A 19,073-nucleotide genomic window follows, 5' to 3' on the forward strand; every position below is an offset into this window, starting at 1 on the left:
TCTATAAAATGCGGAATTTTTTTAATATTATTACCATCAGCCGGCCTTTTGGAAGATCCAGTATTTCCCGCTCTTTGATGCCTTTAAGCTTAATCAGGCAGACACTGTAAACGATTACACCGATTAAAATTGCAATAACCGTGGAAACTGTATTGCCCATAAGTTTATTTAAAAGCCATTGTACCCCAAATACGACAAGACCCATAACTGCTGATGACAGAAGCGGAATTAAAAAAGTTTTTTTCAGCTCCTGACGGTAATGCAGATGTTTCCGGATGGAAAGGGCATTTAGTATACAGATTACAAAGGCAAAGAATATATTTGCGTAGACAACACTGTAAATATTCAGAGATGCTTTTGTTAATAAAAACATTAATACAAATATATGTAGTACCAGGGCAATTGCTGCGTGAATTAATGGAGCCCTCAACTGGTTAAGGCCCTGAAGTATTCCCGTCGTCAGCGTTGACAGCGCAAACAGAACGATCATTAATGCACCGGTCTGCATGATTCCGGAAGTAAGGGCACGTCCGTCATTAAACAGGAGTTTCATGATGGGAGTAGCCAGTGCTGCCATTCCAACAGCGCAAGGAATGGTAAGTACCATGGTATACCGTATGGTGTTGCGCACCTTTAAAGAGGCATCTTTAAAATCATGATCGACCATCGCCTTAGTCAGACTGGGAACCACAGACGGTGCCAGGCAGGAAGCAAGTGCCAGGGGTACATTCATTAATACCCGGAATTTTCCCACATAGACGCCCCAGATGGTGGTATACTGCTTTTCCGAGAATCCCTGACCGGATAAAACAGCATTAAAAATACCCTGGTCCAATACAGTAATAATGTTGTAAATTACCGTACTTAAAACAACCGGAATGATTGTCCAGAGGATTGCTTTGTAGATCAGTGCATCTGGTTCCAGCCTTTTGGTTGGATCCTGCCGCATCTGTTTTTTAAAATTTCGCTGATAGGAGCTGAATATGGCTACCAGGAAAATAAGTGCCACAGCAACACTGACAACCGTACCCAGTGTACCGCCGGCAGCACCAAATGCCGGGGCGAGGGAACTGTTGCCTTTTTCCTTGACAAGACTCGCTCCATAATTAAATAATATGCCTGCTGCGGCAACGGATACCACAGCATTTACAATCTGTTCAATGACCTGGGACACTGCCGTAGGCACCATAGAACCATGCCCCTGATAGAAACCACGGAATACTCCTGCGATCGCAAATATAAATACCGCCGGAGCTAACACCCGCAGTCCATAGGAAGCCATTTCTGTCTTCATAATGTCTTTTGAAATCACACCTGCCAGCAGGAAGGTTAAAACAGAGACGATTCCTCCTGCGATTACCGCAAATTTCAGGGAACACTTAAAAACTTTATATGCATTTTTTTTCTGTCCTAAATGTAACCGTTCAGATACCAGCTTGGATACTGCCAGAGGGAGACTGAAGGAGGATACCATCAACAGAATGGTGTAAATTTCATTTGCTGTTGAATAATAGCTGTTTCCTTCATCACCCAGAATATTTGTCAGCGGAATGCGGTAAATCATGCCTATAATCTTGGCAAGAATAGAAGCTACCGCAAGAATCGTACCCTGCACTAAAAACGAATTACTCTTCTTCTTCTTTCCCACGTCATACCTCGTTCATCTCATGTTTTATTCCCGCGAGCAGCGAGCCAAACGGGCGCCGATTGCGGAACCATTTGGCAACTGCCGAGGGTTGCTGAACGTCCAGTGGACGTTCGTCTGGCAACGACCGGAGCGAAGCGCAGACCAAATATCCTGCCGCGGACGGCAGCATTTAACTACTGAATTACTACATTACTTTCATAATTTTTAGGTACAATGCAGACCCAGGTTTTGCCCTGATTTAATACGATCTCTTTCCCGGAGGCGTCATAGTATTTTGCAGGACCCCATTCATCATCTTTCTTCCAGGTTCCTTTCTGGTAAGTACCGTCTGAAAATACAATTGCATTTCCACCTGATTTTGTGTCTATGTTCAAATAACCGTTGTCGTCATAATTCTCTATCTGGGAATACTGGAAAATTACATTTTTATATGCCAGCTGCTCATCGGTAAGCTGATCAATCTGCTCTTTCTTATACTGGGAACGGTAGTAAAGCTTGTCCTCTGTGTTGTAATCAAACCAGGGTTTGTTGATCTGGTAAGCCGGCTCTATATGCTGGGCGGAACCATCTGTATAGGTAACTTCTTCGCCGTCCTTGGCAAATTTATAATGCCCGGTATAATCATCCGCTAATTCTGTGCTGTAGCCTTTCTTTTCAATTGCTTTTTCGATTCCCTCGGCACTGATATATACATTGTGTGGGGAAGGCCTGTCTGAGGAGCGGTAGAAAATATCTTCTCCTGCGTAGCCTTTTAGTTTGCCGGCTTTCTCCTGGTATTCCAGTCCGCTGATGTTATTAACCCGGTCAGAATTTAACAGATCAAAAGCATAAACAGCCTGTCCAAAGTGTGTATAGATTGCATCAAATTCTAAGGCATACCGTACATAATAGTCACGGCAGCTTCTTACGGAACCGATTTTCTCCATATCTGTATAATCCTCGAAGATGCCCATAAGACGTGTCAGGCCGCCTTCCACCGGTGCTTCGTATACAATGCCTGCACGGGCAATACCTGCCTGTGGGCAGGCGTCTATGATATTATTCAGCATAATCGCAATCGGACGCTTATATGCAAGATTGACATCGGTTAATGCTCCTGTCAGATAGCTGTGCACCTGCCCCTGGGCGTTTGGTGTCTCACGTGTGGGATTCTGGTCATCCGTGTTATTGACGGTAAATGAACCGGTCTCCAGTTCTGAATCTGTTTCCAGATCAGCTGTGGTATCATTCTGTGCTGTCTGTGTTGCAGGTTCGGTCTCTCCTTTTTTCTGGCAGGCGGTAAAAGTAACTGCTGTCAAAGTCAATAATGCAAGTACTGTTAATTTTTTCATAGTTTTCGTCCTTCTTATCTGTTTATTTTCAGCGCATTTAAAATTTCTTCCTGCTTGGTTTCCATAACTTTCGCTTCCTCCGGCTCCATATGGTCATAACCCATTAAATGAAGCATACTGTGCGCTATCAAAAAAGCAAATTCCCTTTCTGCAGAATGCCCATAAGCTTCTGCCTGTTCCAAAACCTTTTCTACGGAAATTACAATATCGCCTAATAATAATTCCCCGGATTCCGGATTAAAGCATTCCGCCCATACATCTTCCAAATACTCAAAATCGGCAGGTTCGTCATATTGCAGCATAGGAAAAGACAACACATCGGTTGCCCTGTCGATTTCGCGGTATTCATAATTCATGACTCTGATCTCTTCATTCGAAGTTAAAGTAAGGTTTATTTCGGCTTCGTAGGGACACTTCTCGTAGTCCAGAGCTTCCCGAATTACTTTTTCAGCCATTGCCCGGTAATCAAAAGAAAAGGGTATCCGGCATTCTTCTTCATACTGTATTGTCATATTGTGACGTCCTTTCTGTTTTTACTATATTTTCCACTTAAGTTCTCGTACGCCGGACTTTACCTGTGGACTCCCGGGACTTAGATCTCTTTTCGAAATCATCATATGCCTGTACAATTTTCTGTACCAACGGATGCCTTACAACATCCTTGCTGGTTAACATACAAAATGCAATATCTTCTACTTTCTTCAGAACCTGAACGGCAACATCCAGACCTGATTTTGCAGCAGCGGGAAGATCTTTCTGTGTTAAGTCCCCGGTAACAATAACTTTTGATCCAAAACCGATTCTGGTCAGGAACATTTTCATCTGTGCAGGCGTAGTATTCTGTGCCTCGTCCAGAATGATATAGGCATTATCCAGGGTTCGTCCCCTCATATATGCCAGTGGTGCAACTTCGATCAATCCTTTTTCCATATTCTTCTGAAAACTGTCCGGCCCCATAATCTGATACAGGGCATCGTACAGCGGACGCAGATACGGATCAACCTTACTCTGCAGGTCACCAGGCAGAAAGCCCAGCTTCTCTCCCGCTTCAATGGCAGGCCGGGTCAGAATAATGCGGCTTACTTCATCATTTTTAAATGCATTAATTGCCATTGCCATCGCAAGATAAGTTTTACCCGTACCGGCAGGCCCGATTCCAAATACAATCATCTTTTCACGGATGGCATCCACATATTTTTTCTGACCCAGTGTCTTTGGCTTGATTTGTTTACCGCTGATGGTATTGCAGATACAGTCCCTGTCGATTTCAACAATTGCAGATTCTTTATCTTCAAAAGATAAGGCAATCGTATAATCTACATTCTGTTCGCTGATTATATTGCCTTTTTTTGATAATTCCACCAGCTGTAAAATAATGTTCTTCGCCTTCAGGGCGGCGGCTTCGCTTCCAAGAATTTTTAAGGCGCCCTCCCTGGAGATTATCGTTACGTTCAGTGTTTTTTCAATTTTCTTAATGTGCTGGTCAAACTGCCCGAACACATTCTTCTCATGTTCCATGGGAACAGAGGTTATGATTTCAACGATGCTCATTCACTCATAGTTCCTTCCTGCGGAGAAGTAATGACTTCAGTAGGGACTCTTTTGCCTGCTTTCCCAATCAAAATTAATTCTCCTTCTGCTTTACAGGTTTTCTCACCTACGTCTATTTTAACATTATTTTCAAATATTTGAACCCCTTTTTCCTGAATTTTTTCAAGAAATTTATTAAGAGTTTCTGTAGCTTTCTTTTTTGCCTCATCTTTACTGTATTTTTTGTCCACAATCTGGTATTCTTTTACTACTGATTTGCCGAAGCTTAAAGGCAGATAAAAGTCTTCTGTCAGCATTGCCTGGTATTCCTGCGTTACGGTATCGGACTGCTCAAAATTCGAAGAAGGACGATTTATTCCAATGATATCCTGAAATACTTTCAGATAAAAGCCTTCTTTATCCAGTCCGGTATATTGCTTCTTTTTGTAGGCAAGTGGAAATTCGTTTACATAGGGATAAGTGGTTTTCACGTAGATATCTGCATCAGAGGGGACATATCGCACGTTACTTACCTCTCCGCTGTCATTTAAAATATCCAGTTTCCCAAGTACTAATAAATCGCCTTCTTTGATCTCATCCCCCACTTTCACCTGGGGAGTACCGGCTCTCGTAATCATTTTTACGATGGTTCCGTTTACATTGGAAATAATATCACTGTCATCGTATTCTTTTTCTTCTGCCAGTTCCAGATCGGTATTTTCCTGTACATCAATAAAAAGGCGGGTACCTTTAATTTTCACCGATACCCAGATAAAGTCTGAAAACTGGCGCCGCAGTGCAGCGGCAAGTTCTTTACAGTCAATGCTGGATTTTTTAGCACCGTGTCCGGCACCGTTTTCGTTCAGGTATTCCAATATCACTTCCCTTGTTTCTGAGTAATTTCCTTCAATACGGATATCCCAGATAAAACAGGAAAGCAAAAACAACATTGCCAGGCAGACCAGAAAGCCTGCCAGAAATAACTTCCTTTTTTTGTGGCGGTGCAGAAAAAAGGGAAGCCCATAACGTTTTTTAATTGCAATTTTTGTCCCTGTCTTACGGACCAGAGGCCGGATCTGGCGAAAATCCTTAATTGTCATATTCACTTCGTAACAGGTATCGGTAGGTAGTAAATTCCATAAGTAAATATAGTGGTTGGCACAGAGGTTTAAAAACCGTTCATAGGAATTTCCCTGTACCCGGACTCTAACATAGCCCTTTATGAACTGCAACAGCCTTTTTATCAAACAGAGCCCCTCCTGGTTTATAAATAGTTTATCTGTTCGATATGTCCTCTCACTTTCAGTTCATCGCTGGTATAATACATAATTACCAGATGTTTTCCCAGAATCTCCAATTTACAGGTTTTAGTGGCTAACATAAGCCTGCTGTCCGTATATTCGATAATACCTCTATAATTTTCGATAAAGGCTTCCTCTTGTCCTGTAAGTGATACCAGTACTGCACCAAGAGTCAGGTCGTCTGGTATTTCCATTGCCTGGGTCATCTTATAATACAACGGCTTTTTCTTCGAACTCATATACTATTTTTGCCTTTTATTACACAATATATGAGAGAATTATTTACTTATACCTGTCAAAAAAAATCATTCCAAACCAGGTCACGGTAGTGCTGTCATAAAAGAAATCGATCTGACATTTTTCGGCGGATTCGGTTACCAGGATGCCATAACTTTCAATACAGGGAAACATTTTATCCGGGTGGCGGCAGGGAGCATCCGGATAAGTGCATTGTTCACAGATATGGCAGGATTCACTGGAAAGAGCCATGCAATCTTCATACATGCTGTTTTTGATATCCAGAAGCAACCCTCTGGTGACCTCCTCATGATCTTTGCGGGTAGCCAGGGTCTCTTCCAGTAAAGCGGTATCGCTGACCTCAGCCAAAGTGGTAAATAAAAGTGCTTTTCGATAGTTCAGGCATTTTCTGCTGCATTTGTCCACACTGCCTACTGCCGGCGGGCAGGACCAGGTTGTACCGTAGCATTCACATTCCTGTTGGCATATCTGCCTGACGTGATCTGAAAAAACCAGATCTCTGGTGTCCAGAAAGCCGTATTGGCAGATGGGATAGGAAGCGATCAGCGCTTCCATTTTTTCTAAGTTACTGTTATCTTTCATGTATCTGATCTCCTGATTTATATTGTATATTTACATAGGGTGTGTATGAAAATGCATTCCGTCATCGGCGCGCTCCCCTATACGTTAGTCATTTGATTTCCCGTCAGAGGGGAATTTAACTTCTACAAGCCGTACATACTGCTGCAGGGAAAATCTCCCGTCATGGGTCATGCCCAATTGTTTTGCGGACATTTCATCCCGGGTGTCCCTATCAGCACGATGAACTGGAAGCAGATGCTGCGGCGGCACTGGCAGCGGCTGCGGAAGCACAAAGTGCCGCCTGCTGTGCGATCACAAGTGATACCACTCCATTAAGTGCTGCCGTCTTCATAGGCTGTAACTCCGGCATGTAGTCACACATGGTCAGAATGCCTGCATACATCAAACGCTGCCTTGCGCCAATACCAAATGCACCGAACCCTTTTTGGGAATGAAGATAATCATCCACTTCCATGATATCCTGCGCCAGGGTTTTCACATCCGTATCTAACAGTGCCAAAACTCCAAGGGAAGCCAATTCGTAGCTTGTGCCGTATTTATGGCCGTGGGATTTCAGATATTCAAATAGTTCTATTGCCTTTGTGCACTTCTGCTCTGGAGATCCTTCACCCAGTGCAAGGATATGGCTTAAGGACTGTACGGCATTACCGGAATAGAAGTATGGTTTCAGAAGTGAGTAGCACCGTTCCATTTCCTGCTCTATATAGATATCATCTAGTTCGGAAAGGGCTAGCAGGGCAGCAAATGAGCTGTCTTCTCCCGATGTAAGAAAAGGATGTGCTTCTTTCATTCGATTATAAATCATTCTGGTTCTCTGGGTAATCTGTTCGTATTGCCGGGGCTCTGCCATATCCGATATAACAGATGCAGCTACGGTCAGGTATTCAGATCCCCAGAACACTTCCTTTAGCCTCCCGTAAATATCCAGTAATTGGTTCATTTTATACTCCGCGTTGGGAGAAAGGGAAAGCATGGTAACCGTTGCCATTTTCGATATGCCTCTGAAATTAGAGAGAAAACCAGTCTTCTCCCTCAGGAGATCCCGGCAGTCCTTCATAACTCCGGCATCTGCATGTATTCCTTTTATTGTATATAAGCTTGCACACAGTGGATAAATATAGGCACTTTCCCAACCGAATGCGTATTTTACAATATCTCTGTTTTCTATAAAAAGCTGACAGCGTTTCTGTAGTTCATCTCTCATATTGTTTGCCTCCTGTATCAAAAATTGAATTGTTTTACATTCTACAGCTATTATACATTACCGTGTCAAGGAAGCCAATCAAAAAAAGCAGAAGTCTATCGTATACTGATAAACTTCTGTTTTTTTATGAATCAGACTGTTTAAATTTACATTGTTTTATCTGGTTTACCGCATGTCTGTGAATTTCCTTTTTCTTCAAACCATTTCGTTTAATCCCCTGTCTCCAGCCCATTTCTGCTGCAAATTTATAAGCAAATCGGGGAAATCCAGGAGATATATAAATATTATTTCTTGTTTTTCCGTATAAAATCATATCGGTAAAATGATCAAGTGAATGAATGATATTCTTCATAGGTCCATTATCTGCTGAAGATTTGCCCAGCATAGGAAGCATGCCGCCGCCGCCCACTCCAATGCCATATCCCCAGTCGGCACCTGCCTTTAGACACCAGCATTTTAAAATATCCAAAGCAATTTTGTTCTGGTTCCCTTCATAAAAACCACAGTTAGCGATTGCATATACCATTCGTTTTTTCTTTGGTATGTATCGTTTCAATACACTTTCCAGCTGAACCAGGCATCCGGTCATATGAGAAGGGAGTGCATCTATATAGAGTGGAAAAATGAATAACAGGGTATCACATTCACAAATATGGGTGATGGAATCTTCATCAAGTTCTTTTTTTCGCAGATGCATTTCTAGCAACTCTGCCTTCCCCGCAAAAAGAGTCAGAAGCTTTTGGTACAGGAATTCTGAGTTGCTGTCTTTGGTCTTGGGGCTGCAATTTATCAGTGCAATTTTCATATCTCAGAGCCTCCTTTTATTTGATAAGGACTTTTTGAAAAAGTAACAGAGTTTAAGCTACAGTACAAATTAATGGAATTTGCTTTTAACAGTTCTTTAGCAATTTCCTTTTCCTGATCAGTGATATCTTCTCCGTAAAAATGCACGTTCAGCTCTAACTCTTTTTGATAGCGCTGTCTGTGATGCATTTCACCATTTTTAATTACAAAATCAGGATGGAGGTAAGGCAGACTCCGATCTAATACATTTTTGACAAAACAGCTAAAGCCTCCATAACAACACTTACTGATGAGGGTTATTTTTTCACATTGTGAAATCAGATAACCCATGTCACCGTAGGCATCGCTGCGTATCATACAGGTGCCAGGTGTTTTTAACCAGCAGCCAAAGCAGCCAATGCATGGATGGATACTCTGGTCATCCCCAATAATCGGGGTATCTTTTTTTATATCCGGCATAAGTTTATGAAATTCTTCTTTCTGCAGATCATGAATTATGAGTTTCATATGTTTAAGTCTCCTTTCTGGACTGGTCTAAAAATGCTCTAAATGCCGCATCCGTTAAACTCTGTACATCCTCATAGGGAATATCCGCGGCTCCTGTAGCGATCATGGAAGCAATGCCGTGAGTATAGAGCATCATGTTCAGGTAAATTTTTTTTGATTCTTCCCTATTCAAATCAAGGGAATTCATAATGGATTCCGTAACATCATCTCTGGTACACTGTCGGATAATATCTTCAAAATTAGCAGCATTCATATATTCAGACAGATACAGAAAACGAAATAGAAACTTCTCATCTTTGGCAAATCCGATATGGCATTTGCCAATGGACGCAAAGTAGCATTCCTGTGATGCATTTTTTTCAATATACTGGCTTAAAAACTGCTGGGTATGGTCAAATAAATCAAGCATAAGCTCAGACATATTCTCATAATAACTGTAAATTGGCTGGACGGAACAGCCTGTCGCTTTCGCTACACTGCGTGCATTCACCGCTTCATGACCGCTATAACGCAGTAATTCAAAAGCGGAATCCAGAATTTTTTGTTTGGTTATTTTTTGTTTAGGCATAACACTCCTTATAAATAACTATAGTTATATAACTAATGTTATTATAATGGGTGGATCTGATATTGTCAATAGAAATGGAAATTGCATAATAAAAAAGCAAAAGTCTTTTCATTTCTGAAAATAACTTTTGCTTTCTGATCTTCTTTGAGTAAAAAATTTTCATAATTACTTCGTTGTTGTTCTTATCATGTAATCCTCTGCTATAGCATAATCTAAGATTTCATTTTATACATGATTTATTTGTGATAGGGTTCATTTTGTATAATTCGATAGGAACGGTAAATCTGCTCCAATAAAATTACCCGCATGAGTTGGTGGGGAAAGGTCATGTCAGAAAAACTGATCAGGCGGTCAGCTCTTTTTAATACCCGCTCATCCAGTCCCAGAGAACCGCCGATGATAAACATCAGATGGCTGTCACCGCCGATGCCAAGACGGTTGATTGTGTCTGCGAAGTCTTCGGAAGACATTTTCTTTCCCTGAATTGCCAGAGCAAATACATAAGTACCCTCTTTGATGGCTTTTAGGATACGTTCGCCTTCTTTTGCTTTAATCTGCAACTCTTCTGCTTCACTTGCCCCATCCGGTGTCTTTTCATCAGCCAGTTCCAGAATCTCAAGCTTACAGTACCGGCTGAGGCGTTTGGCATATTCCTTAATGGCATCTGTAAAATATTTTTCTTTTATTTTGCCTACGGTAATTAATGTTATTTTCATTGAGAATTAAAAGTCCAGGCAGGCACGGTTGCAGGTTACGCTTCTGACAAATTTACCGGCTTCTACATGTGCAGGATGAACGGTATAATTATTCAGTGCTTCTACGCTCTCATATTCTGCAATCAGGGCGATGTCACGGTTGCTGCTGTCAAGTTCATTCAGAACTACTTTTAATGAAATAACGCCTGGTATTACGTCTTTCAGAGGTTCCAGGACAGATTTCATTTTCAGCCCCGCTTCTTTTTTTTCATCTGCTGACATAGTTTCTATAAAATTCCAAAGTACAATGTGTTTTACCATAGCGATTGCTCCTTATGCTTTTTTGTGATTTTATATTATCTAAAACTTTTATATTAGAAATGAGGGGGAAGGTACCGCTTCCGCCCTCATTCTATACATAATGATTATTGATTTTACCAATTATCTGTTTTTTAAAAATTCATCAATTCCCTTTGCTGCGGCTTTTCCGGCACCCATAGCAAGGATAACGGTAGCTGCGCCTGTAACGGCATCTCCGCCTGCGTAAACACCGTCTTTGCTGGTCTTACCGGTTTCTTCATCAGCGATAATACATTTACGTTTATTAATATCCAGACCGATGGTTGTGGAAGAAATCAATGGGTTTGGAGAAGTTCCAAGTGACATGATTACCGTATCCAGTTCTAATTCAAACTCAGATCCCGGAATCTCCACTGGACGTCTTCTGCCGGATGCATCCGGCTCCCCAAGTTCCATGCGGATACATTTCATGCCTTTCACAGCATCGTTTTCATCCACCAGAATCTCAATCGGATTGGTTAATAAATCAAAGATGATGCCTTCTTCTTTTGCATGATGTACTTCTTCTACTCTGGCTGGAAGTTCAGCTTCACTTCTGCGGTAAACAATATGTACTTCTGCACCCAGACGCAGAGCTGTTCTTGCAGCATCCATTGCAACGTTTCCTCCGCCGACTACTGCTACTTTTTTCCCACGTGCGATTGGTGTGTCATAATCTTCCCGGAATGCTTTCATCAGGTTATTTCTGGTCAGATATTCATTTGCAGAGAATACTCCGTTTGCATTTTCGCCAGGAATGCCCATAAACATTGGAAGACCTGCGCCGGATCCGATAAATACCGCTTCAAATCCTTCGTCATTCATCAACTCATCAATGGTTGTGGATTTACCTATAATAACGTTTGTTTCCAGCTTTACGCCAAGAGATTTTACGTTTTCTACTTCTTTAGCAACAACATCTGATTTCGGAAGACGGAATTCCGGAATACCATATACTAATACTCCACCCGGCTCATGAAGGGCTTCAAATATAGTAACATCATATCCCATTTTTGCAAGATCACCGGCACAGGTAAGTCCTGCAGGACCGGAACCGATCACAGCTACCTTATGTCCATTGGAGGATGCCGGTGCAGGTGGTTTAACATCATTATCTCTTGCCCAGTCAGCTACGAAACGTTCCAGTTTACCGATGGAAACAGGTTCACCTTTGATTCCGCGGATACATTTTCCTTCACACTGGCTCTCCTGAGGGCATACACGTCCGCAGATAGCCGGGAGGGAACTGGATTCGGAAATAACGTTATAAGCTTCTTTTATATTTCCTTCTTTCACTGCACTGATAAATCCCGGGATATTGATGGAAACAGGACAGCCGGTAATACATTTTGCATTTTTACAGTTGATGCAGCGTACTGCTTCTTCCATGGCTTCGTCCTGATTGTATCCAAGACATACTTCTTCAAAATTGGCGGCTCTGACTTTCGGAGCCTGTTCTCTTACCGGAACCTTTTTTAATACGTCACCCATTATTTGTCACCTCCGCAATTTCCACATCCGCCATGATGTGTATCTCCTTCTTGCAATTTCAAGATTGCACGGCCTTCATCTGTTTTATACATCAGCTGTCTTTTCATGGCCTCATCGAAATTAATTAAGTGTCCGTCGAATTCAGGTCCGTCTACACATGCAAATTTTACTTCGTCGCCTACGGTTAAACGACAGGCGCCGCACATGCCGGTACCATCTACCATTATCGGATTCATGCTGACAACAGTAGGAAGACCCAGCTTCTTTGTGGTCAGACATGTAAATTTCATCATAATCATCGGACCGATTGCGATTACAACATCATATTCTTTTCCTTCGTTCTGAACGAGGTCTTCAATGACTTTTGTAACCATACCGCTTCTGCCGTATGAACCATCATCAGTTGTGACATAAAGATTGCCTGCAACTGCTTCCATTTCTTTTTCCAGAATTAATAAATCTTTCGTTTTTGAACCCATAATAACGTCTGCTGCAATTCCCTGTTCATGTAGCCATTTTACCTGGGGATATACCGGAGCTGTACCAACACCACCCGCTACAAATAAGATTTTTTTCTTTTTTACTTCTTCCAGGTCTTCTGTGCAAAGTTCAGAAGGCTGTCCTAAAGGTCCTACAAAATCTCTGAAATAATCTCCCGTCTGCATTTTTGAGAATTTTTCTGTGGAAGCACCTACGATCTGGAATACGATGGTAATTGTTCCTTCTTCTGCATCATAATCACAGATGGTAAGTGGAATTCTCTCCCCTTTTTCATCCTCTTTTGCGATGACAAATTGTCCTGGCAGACAATGTTTGGCAATTCTTGGTGCATCAACTACCATGAGAAAAATCTTGTCCGCAAGTTTTTCTGCTTTACGTATTTTGTACATAATCATCCTCCTATTTTTAACAGAGTCTTATAGGCTCTATTTTTTACCTCATTACTACTATAAAGCAAACCTATCAAAAATTCAATATTAAATGTACTCGTCAATGTAATTTTCAAATTCTTCCATTGACATGATAACTTTTCTGGGCTTCGTGCCTTCTTCTTCGCCAACAACCCCTGCTTCAGCAAGCTGATCCATAATACGGGCTGCCCTGTTGAAACCTATTTTGAATACGCGCTGCAGCATCCCGATAGAAGCCTTATCTTTTTCAATGATGAATTTTCCTGCATCTGTAAAATAAGCATCTACTTCGCTGCCGCCGGAAGAACTGTCGTTAACAGCCTGCTGGACTTTACTGATCTGCTCTTCTACCTCTTTGTTATAATCACCGCTCATATTCGTCTGAGCGAGGAATTCTACCACATCACCAACTTCGGAATCAGAAACAAAAGCACCCTGAACTCGTGCAGGTTTTTGATATCCCTGTGGATAAAAGAGCATGTCACCTTTACCCAGCAGCTTTTCAGCCCCGTTCATATCGATAATCGTTCTGGAATCCACACCGGATGAAACGGAAAATGCTATTCTGGACGGCATATTCGCTTTAATCAGACCGGTGATTACATTGACCGAAGGACGCTGGGTCGCTATGATCAGATGAATTCCGGCAGCACGTGCCAGCTGTGCCAGACGGCAGATGGAATCTTCTACTTCTCCCGGTGCCACCATCATAAGATCTGCAAGCTCGTCTACAATGATAACGACCTGAGGTAGTTTTTCCGGCTTATTTTCATCCTCTATATCTGCAACGGATTCAATTTTTGCATTATATCCCTTCAGATCCCTCACGTTTAGATCCGCAAACTTTTTATATCGTTCGGTCATTTCAGCTACGCCCCAGTTCAGGGCTCCCGCTGCTTTTTTAGGGTCGGTTACAACAGGAATCATAAGATGAGGAATTCCATTATAAACACTTAACTCCACGACTTTAGGATCGATCATAATGAGTTTCACATCTTCTGGCTTCGCTTTGTATAAAATACTCATGATAATGGTATTGATACAGACGGATTTACCGGACCCGGTAGCCCCTGCGATCAAAAGATGGGGCATCTTTGCAATATCCGTTACAACTACTTTTCCGGCAATGTCTTTACCGGCAGCAAATGCCAGATTGGAGGGATGATTCTTAAAATCATCTGATTCCAGAAGTTCTCTTAACATAACAGCACTGTTTTCATGGTTTGGAACTTCAATACCAACAGCAGATTTGCCAGGTATCGGTGCTTCAATTCGAATATCAGCTGCAGCCAGATTTAATTTAATATCATCTGCAAGATTTACGATACGGCTGACTTTTACACCCTGCTGAGGGGTTAGTTCATATCTTGTTACAGAAGGCCCGCAGCTAACGTTGGTTACTGTTACGTCAACACCAAAGCTGTGAAGAGTAGTCTGTAGTTTAATTGCTGTTTCACGCAATTCTTTGTCTGTATCGCCATTCTTTCCTCGTTTTGGCTTTTTCAGCAAATCGATGGATGGGAATACATATTGGGGTTTTACAACCTGTGCGGTTATTTCCATTTCCTGCTCTACCGTTTGGATTCCCGCCTGTACTTCTGCAGGAGAAGATTTGGAGCTCCTGTTCACTTTGGCCGGAGGAGCTGCATCTGGAAATTTAAGTTTCGGAACCGTGATATCCGGCATTTTTTCCTCTTCTATAGGATCCATTACCGGTGACGTTTCAAAAACAGGTTCCGGGGTAGGAGCAGGTTCGTCTTTCACATCAAAAATAGACTCGTCTATTACCGGTTCCGTATCTGTTATATCGTCCGAATTATTGTTTGTAATCACAAAATCAATATCAGAAGATTCTTTTTCGATTTCTGTCTCCGGGTTGCCCGGTTCGGAATCCATGATCGTAATACCACCGCTGCTGTCATTAGCAGGCGCTGCTGTCTCACTGTCATTACGCTGTATTGTAAAGTCAATCTGTGCCATGGCCGGAGACGGGGGAACAGACGGTATTACCTCATGTATTTCATCAAAGGTATTGTCGCCGTTCTGCAGTGCCGTATCCATACTCACTCCTGATATCTTCTTACCCAGCCGTTTACTGGCTTTAGTACTTCGCTTCCCGGCGGCTGCTTCTTCCCGTGGTTTTACCACTACGCCCGCAGTCTCAGCACGGATTTGATCCAGTACTTCTTTTAACTCCTGCTGTTTCTGCTGATCTCTTTGCATATCCCGCTGTTGTCTTTTTGCAGCGGAGATTTCTTTTCTTCTGGAAGCATCTTTTCTTGCGTTTTCATAAACTCTGCTGGTTTTGTTTTTCATACCCGCAAATAAAGAACGCTCAGTGATTAAAACAATACAGATCAGCATCAGAATGATGATAAGCACATAGGCGCCTACGATGCCGATAGTTGGGCAAAATGCCTTGCAGAGCAATCCGCCGGCAAGACCGCCACCGGTCTTATACTTAGAACTGAATTGGTAAAATTCGAGAATTTTTTTCTCCGGATCGTAACTGTTTACGATTAATTCAAAAATAGAACACAGAGCAATTAAAAATGCGTATACAGCTGCCGTTTTTCTCCATGCGGCTGAATTTTGTTTGTTAGAAATGATGAATGCTGTTGTAAAAAATAAAATAAATGGAACGATATATGCCATAAAACCAAACACACCAAAAAAAAGGGAACTGATTTTCTGGCCAAGAGAACCCCCGAGATTGAAATTACTGATTAAGATAATTACGGAAACTGCCAATATCGCCCACAATATAATTTCATCCCGAAGTATGGCACCTGGTTTGTTATAAGACTGTTTCCTGGAAGTCTGTCTTTTGTTTTTGGTCTGTGGTTTTCTTCCGTTTGTCTTCTTCGCCGTACTGGTTTTTCTGGCGGTGCTTCCTTTCTTCGTTCCGTTACTGGTTCTTTGCGAATTCGCAGTCATGAATCTGTCTCTCCTTACTTAAAATACAAAATGCGCAACAATTGCAAATATACCTACTGCAAAGCAATAGAATGCAAATCCTTTAAATTTCTTCTTACGTACTACTACAAGCATAGTTTTCATACATACATAACCTACTACACCGGCAACAATAGCTCCAATCAGGTAAATACCAAACTGGGAAAAAGTAATTGTTTCTTTTCCAATATCTTTTAGTTCCAGAACTGCTGCCCCTAAAATAGCAGGGATTGACATAATAAATGAATATTTTACAGCAAATTTCCGGTCAAACCCGCTTAAAAGACATGCCGCAATTGTGGTTCCGGAACGGGACAGACCAGGTAGAGTAGCTATTCCCTGGCAGATACCGATAATAAAACCATTGGAGTAGGAAACTGTTTTTGGAATTTTATGACCGTCTTCTGAAATATCAGATACCAGCAAAAGAACTCCGGTCAGCAACAGACAAACACCCGGAATTACCAGTGTCATACTTGCTGCGGCAACCAGACTTTTGGCGGCATAGCCAATAATTCCGGTAGGAATCGTAGATACGATTACAAGCAAAACAAATTTACGATAATTGTTATGTACTACTTTCTTGTAGCGAAGTGCATCATCGTGTTTCCGATTGTGCAGAAAGGTTTTCCCATTTTGAAAAGAATCCATGCACATGCAGATTGCTTCCACAATCATTCTCAGGATATCTTTTCGATATACGATGAAAACTGCGACTAACGTACCTACGTGAAGCAAAATATCAAACAACATTCCTCCATCTGTTTTGATGTGGAATACGTTTTGTAGAATAGCTAGATGTCCCGAACTGCTGACTGGCAGAAATTCCGTAATCCCCTGTACCAGTCCCAGCAGGATAGACTCTAATATTGACATAACCATTTCTCCTCTTCGTCCATTTCCCCGCTACTGCAAAGAAGAACTGTATCTTATATTTTTTATATAGTGTAAACATTTTTATTATAGCGCTTAATTATAGCATATATTGAGAGAATTTACAATGAAGAAAATTTAGGGAGTGGGTTGCTGATAATAGACGCTTTGTATTAGATGTAGTGTTCGAAAAGAGAAGGGGGCGGACCATGGCAGGCGTTTGGAAGGCTTACCGCAGAACTGGCATTTTATAACCTTCCCGGAGCGCTTTTTGGCGGCACGCGGGCATTCGCTGTGAAATCCTGATGCATTTCGCAGCTCAGTGCCCGCTTAGTATCCGATGGGAGCCAGTCGAATACTATCCGCCAAAAAACACTCCGGCAAGGTAAGTAAATGTTCAGATCTGCTATACGCCTTCCAAACGCCTGCCATGGTCCGCCCCCTTCTCTTGACCTGCACCACCCCCATCTACAAAGCGTCCTTTTATCAACCCTATTTCGCTTTAATCAACTCATAAACTTTCTTCAGTGCATCCTTAATCCCGCCAACTTCATTAATGATGCCCTCATCCACTGCCTGCTTACCCACAAGAATGGTTCCCAGATCCTTGGTCAGCATTCCGGTGTCTAACATGAGTTCTTCCAGGCGGTCCCTGTTAGCATCACAGTGTGAGGCTATAAATCCAAGGATACGGTCCTGCATCTGTTTAAAGTAATCGTATGTCTGAGGTGCTCCGATTACGGTACCGCTCATTCGTACAGGATGGATAACCATGGTTCCTGTCTCTACTATGAAGGAATAATCGGTGGATACGGCGATAGGAACGCCTATGGAGTGGCTTCCGCCCAGAACCAGAGATACGGTGGGTTTGCTTAAGGAAGCAAGCATTTCAGAAATTGCCAGTCCTGCTTCCACATCCCCGCCTACGGTATTTAACAGAACCAGAACGCCTTCAATATCATTGCTGTCTTCAATTGCTGCCAATTGGGGAAGGACATGTTCGTATTTCGTAGTCTTGCTGTTTGAAGGAAGGCATTCGTGACCTTCAATTTCTCCGATTACTGTCAAAAGGTGAATCTTATGATCCAAGGTTATTTGTCCCATTTCCTTGATTTCTTCCTGCTGCTGCTCTTTCTTTTCATCTTTGCCGGATTTATCATCATTGTTTCCATTAGCCATTTTATAATTCCTCCTGTTTTTTATTCAAATATGCTAATCGTAGCATTCCCACTTAAGCAGAATCTGATGCATAAAAAAACAGAACAAAACCCTTTTGGCTTCTGTTCTGTTCATAACAGTTATCTGTTATAAAAATATTCTGTCTGCAAGTCCCTGACCATCTGTATATAAAGTTCCTTGCACTCTTCATTTTTATTGTCTTCAATCATCTGAATGCAGGGATGAAGGTATTTATCCCAGACACCCTGGTAAATAGACGACTTTTCCGGATTTTTATTAATGTGTTTCACAATGGTTGGAGCTACATCATAATATTCTTTGATGATTTCTTCTCCTTCTGGCTGATCCATCAGATAACCGTCACGGTAATTACGTAGAATGGTTAATTCATAACAATCATCCGGCTTTCCGAAAGTTTCACAGACGGCAGTAGTAATATAACAGAATTTCCGGTGAAATCCATGTTCAATATGCTCATAAGTTGCTGCCTGTATATTGGTCTTCGGAAAATGCTCTTTCCACCCAGCCAGTAATTTTTCAGTTAAAGGTTTGGAGGATTCACCATGGAATTCCAATATGGCAGGTAGTACGTAAACAGCCATATACAAATTATAATCCATTAATAATTTTTCCTGATTATTCTTTTTACCCTGAGCCTGAATCTTTTCATCTGCAGTTTCTACAAGGGCATTAGCCATATTTGACAGAAACTGATCTTTGTCTACTACATCCTGGTAACCGTTTTCGATAGCCTGGAAAGTAACCATATTTTTTTCAAAGTAATTTTTAAATGCTGCCGGATATAATTTCTTTCGAAAATTACCCAGTGGATCTTCGATCTCCAACAGAAGTCTTGGCATACCTTCAATGCCTACAGTATAATAATTCATGATTCAT

The 19,073-nt window shown here is 41.8% G+C and carries 19 protein-coding genes; all 19 read right to left on the reverse strand.

Features of this window, described 5'->3' with window-relative positions; translation table 11 throughout:
* Nucleotide 1 precedes the first annotated feature (1 nt).
* The 19 genes from CD03_RS0113510 to CD03_RS33490 all read right to left on the reverse strand — a co-directional run bounded on the left by CD03_RS0113510 (nt 2) and on the right by CD03_RS33490 (nt 19,066).
* Nucleotides 2-1,648, reverse strand: a complete 1,647-nt coding sequence (locus CD03_RS0113510) for a putative polysaccharide biosynthesis protein (RefSeq protein WP_027294105.1) — start codon at nt 1,646-1,648, stop codon at nt 2-4.
* Between the two features lie 173 nt (nt 1,649-1,821).
* The gene (locus tag CD03_RS33480; RefSeq protein WP_044289371.1) at nt 1,822-2,979 is read right to left on the reverse strand and encodes a DUF3048 domain-containing protein; all 1,158 of its coding nucleotides are present in this window, start codon (nt 2,977-2,979) and stop codon (nt 1,822-1,824) included.
* A gap of 14 nt (nt 2,980-2,993) precedes the next feature.
* Nucleotides 2,994-3,491 (reverse strand): rRNA maturation RNase YbeY, encoded by a 498-nt coding sequence (ybeY, locus tag CD03_RS0113520; RefSeq protein WP_027294106.1) that lies wholly within the window; start codon nt 3,489-3,491, stop codon nt 2,994-2,996.
* A 37-nt stretch (nt 3,492-3,528) separates the two neighbouring features.
* On the reverse strand, nt 3,529-4,530 hold the full coding sequence (locus tag CD03_RS0113525; protein ID WP_027294107.1) for a PhoH family protein: 1,002 nt from the start codon (nt 4,528-4,530) through the stop codon (nt 3,529-3,531).
* Nucleotides 4,527-5,756 carry a sporulation protein YqfD gene (gene yqfD, locus CD03_RS0113530; RefSeq protein WP_027294108.1) on the reverse strand — a complete coding sequence of 410 codons (1,230 nt, stop codon included), beginning with the start codon at nt 5,754-5,756 and terminating at the stop codon, nt 4,527-4,529. Before yqfD ends, CD03_RS0113525 begins: the two co-directional genes overlap by 4 nt.
* A gap of 17 nt (nt 5,757-5,773) precedes the next feature.
* Nucleotides 5,774-6,049 (reverse strand): YabP/YqfC family sporulation protein, encoded by a 276-nt coding sequence (locus CD03_RS0113535; RefSeq protein ID WP_027294109.1) that lies wholly within the window; start codon nt 6,047-6,049, stop codon nt 5,774-5,776.
* Between the two features lie 43 nt (nt 6,050-6,092).
* Entirely contained in the window at nt 6,093-6,650 is a 558-nt protein-coding gene (locus CD03_RS0113540) for a DUF2284 domain-containing protein (protein WP_027294110.1), read from the reverse strand.
* Between the two features lie 211 nt (nt 6,651-6,861).
* Nucleotides 6,862-7,854, reverse strand: a complete 993-nt coding sequence (locus tag CD03_RS0113545; protein ID WP_027294111.1) for a DUF4003 family protein — start codon at nt 7,852-7,854, stop codon at nt 6,862-6,864.
* Between the two features lie 124 nt (nt 7,855-7,978).
* Nucleotides 7,979-8,659, reverse strand: a complete 681-nt coding sequence (locus tag CD03_RS33485; protein ID WP_044289372.1) for a hypothetical protein — start codon at nt 8,657-8,659, stop codon at nt 7,979-7,981.
* Nucleotides 8,656-9,165, reverse strand: a complete 510-nt coding sequence (locus CD03_RS0113555) for a flavodoxin family protein (protein WP_027294112.1) — start codon at nt 9,163-9,165, stop codon at nt 8,656-8,658. Before CD03_RS0113555 ends, CD03_RS33485 begins: the two co-directional genes overlap by 4 nt.
* 4 nt (nt 9,166-9,169) lie before the next feature.
* Nucleotides 9,170-9,733 (reverse strand): TetR/AcrR family transcriptional regulator, encoded by a 564-nt coding sequence (locus CD03_RS0113560; protein WP_027294113.1) that lies wholly within the window; start codon nt 9,731-9,733, stop codon nt 9,170-9,172.
* Between the two features lie 236 nt (nt 9,734-9,969).
* Nucleotides 9,970-10,449 (reverse strand): 23S rRNA (pseudouridine(1915)-N(3))-methyltransferase RlmH, encoded by a 480-nt coding sequence (rlmH, locus tag CD03_RS0113570; protein ID WP_027294114.1) that lies wholly within the window; start codon nt 10,447-10,449, stop codon nt 9,970-9,972.
* Nucleotides 10,450-10,455: 6 nt separating this feature from the next.
* Nucleotides 10,456-10,749, reverse strand: a complete 294-nt coding sequence (locus CD03_RS0113575; protein ID WP_027294115.1) for a Dabb family protein — start codon at nt 10,747-10,749, stop codon at nt 10,456-10,458.
* A 120-nt stretch (nt 10,750-10,869) separates the two neighbouring features.
* The gene (gene gltA / locus CD03_RS0113580) at nt 10,870-12,258 is read right to left on the reverse strand and encodes an NADPH-dependent glutamate synthase (protein WP_027294116.1); all 1,389 of its coding nucleotides are present in this window, start codon (nt 12,256-12,258) and stop codon (nt 10,870-10,872) included.
* Nucleotides 12,258-13,148, reverse strand: coding sequence for a sulfide/dihydroorotate dehydrogenase-like FAD/NAD-binding protein (locus CD03_RS0113585; protein WP_027294117.1), 891 nt, complete (start codon nt 13,146-13,148; stop codon nt 12,258-12,260). The genes gltA and CD03_RS0113585 overlap by 1 nt, the downstream gene beginning before the upstream one ends.
* A gap of 87 nt (nt 13,149-13,235) precedes the next feature.
* The gene (locus tag CD03_RS0113590) at nt 13,236-16,106 is read right to left on the reverse strand and encodes an FtsK/SpoIIIE family DNA translocase (RefSeq protein ID WP_027294118.1); all 2,871 of its coding nucleotides are present in this window, start codon (nt 16,104-16,106) and stop codon (nt 13,236-13,238) included.
* Between the two features lie 18 nt (nt 16,107-16,124).
* Nucleotides 16,125-17,000, reverse strand: a complete 876-nt coding sequence (locus CD03_RS0113595) for an undecaprenyl-diphosphate phosphatase (protein WP_027294119.1) — start codon at nt 16,998-17,000, stop codon at nt 16,125-16,127.
* A gap of 489 nt (nt 17,001-17,489) precedes the next feature.
* Complete coding sequence (locus tag CD03_RS0113600) at nt 17,490-18,176, reverse strand: ClpP family protease (protein ID WP_027294120.1); 687 nt, start codon at nt 18,174-18,176, stop codon at nt 17,490-17,492.
* A gap of 119 nt (nt 18,177-18,295) precedes the next feature.
* On the reverse strand, nt 18,296-19,066 hold the full coding sequence (locus tag CD03_RS33490; protein ID WP_052377796.1) for a CFI-box-CTERM domain-containing protein: 771 nt from the start codon (nt 19,064-19,066) through the stop codon (nt 18,296-18,298).
* Between the last annotated feature and the right edge of the window lie 7 nt (nt 19,067-19,073).

The organism is Robinsoniella sp. KNHs210, assembly GCF_000686105.1.
GTDB lineage: Bacteria > Bacillota > Clostridia > Lachnospirales > Lachnospiraceae > Robinsoniella > Robinsoniella peoriensis.

Coding starts and splice junctions, on each gene's coding strand:
- CD03_RS0113535 (WP_027294109.1), bottom strand. CDS start 6,049: ATGAGTTCGAAGAAAAAGCCGTTGTATTATAAGATGACCCAGGCAATG.
- CD03_RS0113575 (WP_027294115.1), bottom strand. CDS start 10,749: ATGGTAAAACACATTGTACTTTGGAATTTTATAGAAACTATGTCAGCA.
- gltA (WP_027294116.1), bottom strand. CDS start 12,258: ATGGGTGACGTATTAAAAAAGGTTCCGGTAAGAGAACAGGCTCCGAAA.
- CD03_RS33480 (WP_044289371.1), bottom strand. CDS start 2,979: ATGAAAAAATTAACAGTACTTGCATTATTGACTTTGACAGCAGTTACT.
- ybeY (WP_027294106.1), bottom strand. CDS start 3,491: ATGACAATACAGTATGAAGAAGAATGCCGGATACCCTTTTCTTTTGAT.
- CD03_RS0113540 (WP_027294110.1), bottom strand. CDS start 6,650: ATGAAAGATAACAGTAACTTAGAAAAAATGGAAGCGCTGATCGCTTCC.
- CD03_RS0113600 (WP_027294120.1), bottom strand. CDS start 18,176: ATGGCTAATGGAAACAATGATGATAAATCCGGCAAAGATGAAAAGAAA.
- rlmH (WP_027294114.1), bottom strand. CDS start 10,449: ATGAAAATAACATTAATTACCGTAGGCAAAATAAAAGAAAAATATTTT.
- CD03_RS0113595 (WP_027294119.1), bottom strand. CDS start 17,000: ATGTCAATATTAGAGTCTATCCTGCTGGGACTGGTACAGGGGATTACG.
- CD03_RS33490 (WP_052377796.1), bottom strand. CDS start 19,066: ATGAATTATTATACTGTAGGCATTGAAGGTATGCCAAGACTTCTGTTG.
- CD03_RS0113545 (WP_027294111.1), bottom strand. CDS start 7,854: ATGAGAGATGAACTACAGAAACGCTGTCAGCTTTTTATAGAAAACAGA.
- CD03_RS0113555 (WP_027294112.1), bottom strand. CDS start 9,165: ATGAAACTCATAATTCATGATCTGCAGAAAGAAGAATTTCATAAACTT.
- CD03_RS33485 (WP_044289372.1), bottom strand. CDS start 8,659: ATGAAAATTGCACTGATAAATTGCAGCCCCAAGACCAAAGACAGCAAC.
- CD03_RS0113560 (WP_027294113.1), bottom strand. CDS start 9,733: ATGCCTAAACAAAAAATAACCAAACAAAAAATTCTGGATTCCGCTTTT.
- CD03_RS0113585 (WP_027294117.1), bottom strand. CDS start 13,148: ATGTACAAAATACGTAAAGCAGAAAAACTTGCGGACAAGATTTTTCTC.
- CD03_RS0113590 (WP_027294118.1), bottom strand. CDS start 16,106: ATGACTGCGAATTCGCAAAGAACCAGTAACGGAACGAAGAAAGGAAGC.
- CD03_RS0113525 (WP_027294107.1), bottom strand. CDS start 4,530: ATGAGCATCGTTGAAATCATAACCTCTGTTCCCATGGAACATGAGAAG.